The 5,244-nt window shown below is 72.6% G+C and carries 4 protein-coding genes and 1 pseudogene; 4 read left to right on the plus strand and 1 reads right to left on the minus strand.

All coding sequences use genetic code 11. The features are described from left to right. From AB4Z01_RS35755 to AB4Z01_RS35770, 4 genes and pseudogenes are all read left to right on the plus strand, one after another. A pseudogene (locus AB4Z01_RS35755) lies at positions 1–651 on the plus strand (hypothetical protein); the annotation flags it as partial. Positions 652–766: 115 nt separating this feature from the next. Further along, on the plus strand, positions 767–1,780 hold the full coding sequence (gene dgcN / locus AB4Z01_RS35760; protein WP_441701557.1) for an N-acetyltransferase DgcN: 1,014 nt from the start codon (positions 767–769) through the stop codon (positions 1,778–1,780). Then, positions 1,777–2,763: an N-acetyl-D-Glu racemase DgcA gene (dgcA, locus tag AB4Z01_RS35765; protein ID WP_441701559.1), complete on the plus strand. Its 987-nt coding sequence runs from the start codon at positions 1,777–1,779 to the stop codon at positions 2,761–2,763. The genes dgcN and dgcA overlap by 4 nt, the downstream gene beginning before the upstream one ends. Positions 2,764–2,918: 155 nt before the next feature. Then, positions 2,919–4,124 carry an adenylate/guanylate cyclase domain-containing protein gene (locus AB4Z01_RS35770; protein WP_441701561.1) on the plus strand — a complete coding sequence of 402 codons (1,206 nt, stop codon included), beginning with the start codon at positions 2,919–2,921 and terminating at the stop codon, positions 4,122–4,124. Between the two features lies 1 nt (position 4,125). Here AB4Z01_RS35770 and AB4Z01_RS35775 read toward each other — a convergent pair whose 3' ends face one another. Next, positions 4,126–5,154, minus strand: a complete 1,029-nt coding sequence (locus tag AB4Z01_RS35775) for an alpha/beta fold hydrolase (RefSeq protein ID WP_441701563.1) — start codon at positions 5,152–5,154, stop codon at positions 4,126–4,128. Between the last annotated feature and the right edge of the window lie 90 nt (positions 5,155–5,244).

Genomic DNA, 5,244 nt, shown 5'->3' on the forward strand with positions numbered 1-5,244 from the left:
CATCCGGCACTCGCCCGCGGGCCGGACGGAAGGCTGCCGCTGGCCCCCGCCGACCCGAACCGGCCGCATCCGCCGGCGCCGAGCCAGCCGGCCAAGCCGATCGACCGCACGGCCGCGGCACCGGCCGGGCAGGGCCATTCCCCGCTGCCCACCCCCGGCCAGCACGGCCTGGCCACCCCGGCCCAGGCCGCCGGACAGCCCCCGGTAACGCCGGCCGTCAAACCGCCTGCCGCTGCCGCCCAGACCCAGCCGGCGCATCCGCCGCTGCTCGACCGCAATCAGCACGGCCCCCAGGCGCCGAGCGGTCCGACCGCGGCCCAGGCTGCCCCAACGGTCCAGCCCGGCCATCCGCCGCTGCCGGAGCGCGGTCAGCACCCCGCGAGCGCGCCGGCCGGTGCTCCCCCTGCCAAGCCGCCCGCGCAGCCATTGGCCGGGCCCCCGCAGCCGCAACCTCAGGCCGCGGCGCACCAGCCGGCGGCGGCGCAACGTCCGGCGATCGCCCGGCCTCCGATGCCGCCGCCGCACAATCCCGCCGCGCCGCACCCGACACCACACATCGCCCAGCCACAGGCTCATGCCCAGCCGCCGGCTCACCTGCAGCCTCAGCACCGGCCGCCGCTGCCGGACAAGCAGCAGCAGGACCAGAACTGACCGAACCCGCCCCCGCGCACCCTCACCGCCGGTTATGACATCCCGAAGCCGCGGTCCTGGCCTGACCCCGGATTCCCGCTACACTCGCGGCGATCGTTGGTGAGGAGCCCGCATCGTGGATATCAGGCGTCCCTATCTGCTGTTCCTGGGGGATGCCCCCGACCAGCTCGCCGCCAAGACCGCCTATGGCGTGGCGCAATGGCGCCGCGAGGTCTGCGTCGGCCAGCTGCGGCTGGACGGCTGCCGCGCCACCTGCGGCCTGCCCGACCTGACGCTGGAGGAAGCGGCGGCCAAGGGCGCGCAGACGCTGATCATCGGCGTCGCCAACCGCGGCGGCCGGGTCTCCGAGGCCTGGCAGGACACCATGCTGCGGGCGCTCGAGCTCGGCATGGACATCGCCTCCGGCCTGCACAGCCGCATCGCCGACCTGCCGGCGGTGGCGCAGCGCGCCAAGGCGCTGGGCCGCAGCCTGTTCGACGTGCGCCACCCGGACCGCGACTTCGACGTCGCCAGCGGCATGCCGCGCCGCGGCCGGCGATTGCTGACCGTCGGCACCGATTGCTCGGTCGGCAAGATGTTCACCTCGCTGGCGCTGGAGCGGGAGATGAAGGCGCGCGGCCTGAAGGCCGATTTCCGCGCCACCGGCCAGACTGGCATCCTGATCGCGGGCGGCGGCGTCTCGGTCGACGCCGTGGTCGCCGACTTCATCTCAGGCGCCACCGAATGGCTGGCGCCGGAGGCCGAGTCCGACCATTGGGACCTGATCGAGGGCCAGGGGTCGCTGTTCCATGCCTCCTATGCCGGCGTGTCTTTGGGTCTGCTGCACGGCGCCCAGGCCGAGGCGCTGGTGATGTGCCACGAGCCCGGACGCCCGCATATGCGCGGCCTGCCGAACTTTCCCCTCCCCGACCTGGCCGATTGCATCGCCCTGAACGAGCGCTGTGCCCGGCTGACCAACCCGGACGCCAAGGTGATCGGGCTGGCCTTCAACACCTCGGCGCTCGATCCGCAGGCGGCGGAGCGGGCGCTGAAGGAGGCGGAGGACCGTTTCGGCCTGCCGACGGTCGACCCGGTGCGCACCGGAGTCGCCGCCATCGTCGACCGGCTGCCGACCCCGGTGCACGCGTGACCGGCCGCCGCCTTTCGGTGCGCGAGGCGGTGTGGCCGATCCGCGGCGTGTTCACCATCTCCCGCGGCAGCCGCACCGAGGCGCGGACGCTGATCGCCGAGATCGTCGCCGGCGGCGCGGTCGGCCGCGGCGAATGCACGCCCTATGCCCGTTACGGCGAGAGCCTGGAGAGCGTGGCGGCGCAGATCGAGAGCGTGGTCCAGGCGATTGCCGATGGCGCCGACCGGCCCGGGCTGGAGGCGCTGCTGCCGCCGGGCGCGGCGCGCAACGCGGTCGACTGCGCCCTGTGGGACCTGGAGGCCAAGCTGGCCGGGGTGCCGGCCTGGGCGGTTGCCGGGATCCCCGAGCCCGGCCCGGTCACCACCGTCTACACGCTGAGCCTGGACACGGTGGAGAAGATGGGCGAGGCAGCGCGGCAATCGGCGCACCGGCCGCTCTTGAAGCTGAAGCTGACCGGAGACGGCGATCTGGAGCGGGTGCAGGCGGTGCGTGCCAACGCGCCGGCCAGCCGGCTGGTGGTCGACGCCAACGAGGCCTGGTCGATCGCCCATCTCGAGCGCTTCGGCCCTGCCTTCGCCGCGCTCGGCGTCGAGGTGATCGAGCAGCCGCTGAAGGCGTCGGAGGACGACGCGCTGCTGGGCTACGAGAGCCCGATCCCGCTCTGCGCCGATGAGAGCTGCCACGACACCGCCAGCCTGGACCGCTGCGCCGGCAAATACGCCATGGTGAACATCAAGCTGGACAAGGCCGGCGGCCTGACCGAGGCGCTGCGGCTGCGTGCCGCAGCCCGCGAGCGCGGTTTCGCCGTGATGGTCGGCTGCATGGTCGCCTCCTCTCTCGCCATGGCGCCGGCGACGCTGGTGGCGCAGGGGGCGGAGCTGGTGGATCTCGACGGACCGCTGCTGCTAGCCAAGGACCACGATCCTGCCCTGCGCTATGACGGCGTCACGGTGTACCCGCCGGAGCCGTCGCTGTGGGGCTGAAATGGCTCCTTCTCCCGCCCCGGCCCGCCACGCAAGGCAGGTTTTCCTTTCATCGGTAACGACCTGACTCGAAATCTGGACGTCCTGCCCCTAGATGATGGAGGCTGTGCTGCGAGGGGCGGACCATGGGCGTCGTGATCGAGAAAGAGAATCCGATGACGAGCTGTACCGGCTCACCCACGCTGGACTGGCTGCTGTACGAGGCGCCGACCATCCGCGACGTCGGCCAGCTGCTCGAGGAATTCTGCAACCGCCTGGTCGCCGAGGACGTTCCGGTCGCGCGCGGCCTGGCGATCATCCCTGCCCTGCATCCGCTCTATTTCGGCACCGCCTATATCTGGCGTGGCACCGGCGCGATCGAGCGCCGCCGCGGCCTGTGGGAGAACCGGAATTCGCCCGAATACCAGCAGAGCCCGATCCACGCGGTGATCGAGGAGGGCGCGGACGCACTGCGCCGCCGCCTGACCGGGCCGAAGGCGCAGCTCGACTTCCCGGTGCTGGAAGAGTTCCGCGACGAGGGGCTGACCGACTACGCCCTGTTCGGCATGGCCTTCACCAGCGGCCGCCGCTCCGCCATCTCCTTCGCCACGCGCGAGGAGGGCGGGTTCACCGAGGCGGCGCTGCAGAAGGTCGACCGGCTGATGCCGATCCTGACCCGGCTGATCGAGATCCACACCCTGCGCGCCACTGCGGTCGACCTCCTGGACACCTATGTCGGCCATGACGCCGGCGCCCGCATCCTGAACGGCCAGATCCGCCGCGGCATGTCGGAATCGCTGCACGCGGCGATCTGGTACTGCGACCTGCGCGACTTCACCGCGATGAGCGAGAAGGTCGGGCGCGAGGAGATCGTTGCCTCGCTGGACAGCTATTTCGAGACGATGGCCGCGGCGGTGCAGGAATCCGGCGGCGAGATCCTGAAGTTCATCGGCGACGCCATGCTGGCGATCTTCCCGGTGGATGAGGATCAGGGCGTGCAGGACGCCGCGTCCAAGGCCCTGGCCGCCGCCGCGGTGGCCGAGCACGGCATGGCTGCGCTGAACGCCAGGCGGGTCGAGGAGGGCCGGTCGGCGCTCGACTACGGCCTGTCGCTGCATATCGGCGAGGTGATGTACGGCAATATCGGCGCCGCCGACCGGCTGGACTTCACGGTGATCGGCCCCGCGGTCAATCTGGCAAGCCGGGTCGAGGCGCTGTGCCGCATCACCGGCCGCCGGCCGCTGATGACCGAGGCTTTCCGTCGTGCCGTCGGGGTCGAGGCCGAGCCGATGGGCCGGTTCAGCCTGCGCGGCGTGTCGGAGGAGCAGGAGGTGTTCAGCCCGGCGCGCCTGCCGCTCCCGGCCGAGGCCGCCGCCGAGTAGCTCAGGGCCCGCCCGACGCCTGCTGCTCCGATCCCAGGACCGAGCCGTCGGCCACGGCGCGCCGGGCCTCGCCGCGCCGCTCCGCCCCCGAGGGCAGGCCGGTCCCTGGATGCAGCATCCAGTCGGCGATGTCGCGCTGCGGCGTGCGCCGGCCGATATCGCGCAGCAGCCAGTGCCAGCCGCGGCTATAGGAGGCGACGACCAGGTCCGTCCGGCGCGGCAGGCGGCGCAGCAGCAGGTTGACCGAGGCCGGCGCCAGCACCTGCTCATGCTCGCCCAGCAGCACCAGGGTCGGCTGCGAGATCTCCGCCGCCGCGTCCGAGCCGCGGCCCATCAGGTCGACCAGCCCGTCGATGGTGTCGACCCGGGTCGCCCGGATGTAGAGCGGGTCGCGGCCGAGCGCGATCAGCATCGGCACGTTGTCGCTGGCCTGGACGCCGAGGCTGCGTCCGGTGAAGGTCATCGCCGGGATCAGCCGGCGGGTCAGCCACAGCGCCACCCGCGGGATGGCGTCCATGCTCTGCCGGCCCCAGGTGGCCGGGGCGGACAGGATCAGCCCGGCCATCGGCGGGTGGTCCGGCCCGGTCGCGGCCAGGATCGCCACCGCCCCGCCCATGCTCTCGCCCAGCAGATAGACCGGCACGCCGGGATAGCGCGCCTCCAGCAGCAGCAGCGCCGTGGCGGCATCGGCGGCCAGCGTCTCCGCCCCCGGCCAGATGCCGCGGCCGGCGGTGTCGCCGAAGCCGCGCTGGTCATAGGCGTAGGTGGCGATGCCGAGCTGGCCCCAGAACCTGGCCGGGTCGTCGAAGGCCCGGCCGTATTCGTTGAAGCCGTGCAGCGCCAGCACCACGGCGCGCGGCTTGTCCACCGGCCCCCAATGCCGCAGCGGCAGGCGATAGCCGTCGGCCGCGATCACGGCGTCGGGCTCCACCCGCGGCGCCCCGTTCGAGGCGCCCATCGGCTGCACCATCGCCCCGCAGGCGGCGACCAGCAGCAGCGTCAGGAGAGAAAGCAAGCGAAGGAGGGGCACCGCGTTGCCTCTCCCGCTTGCGGGAGAGGTCGGAGACGCGAAGCGGCTCCGGGTGAGGGCTCTTTGTCGAGGCCGGGACCAACCCTCACC

It is taken from the genome of Inquilinus sp. YAF38 (genome assembly GCF_052113205.1).
Classification (GTDB): domain Bacteria; phylum Pseudomonadota; class Alphaproteobacteria; order DSM-16000; family Inquilinaceae; genus Inquilinus.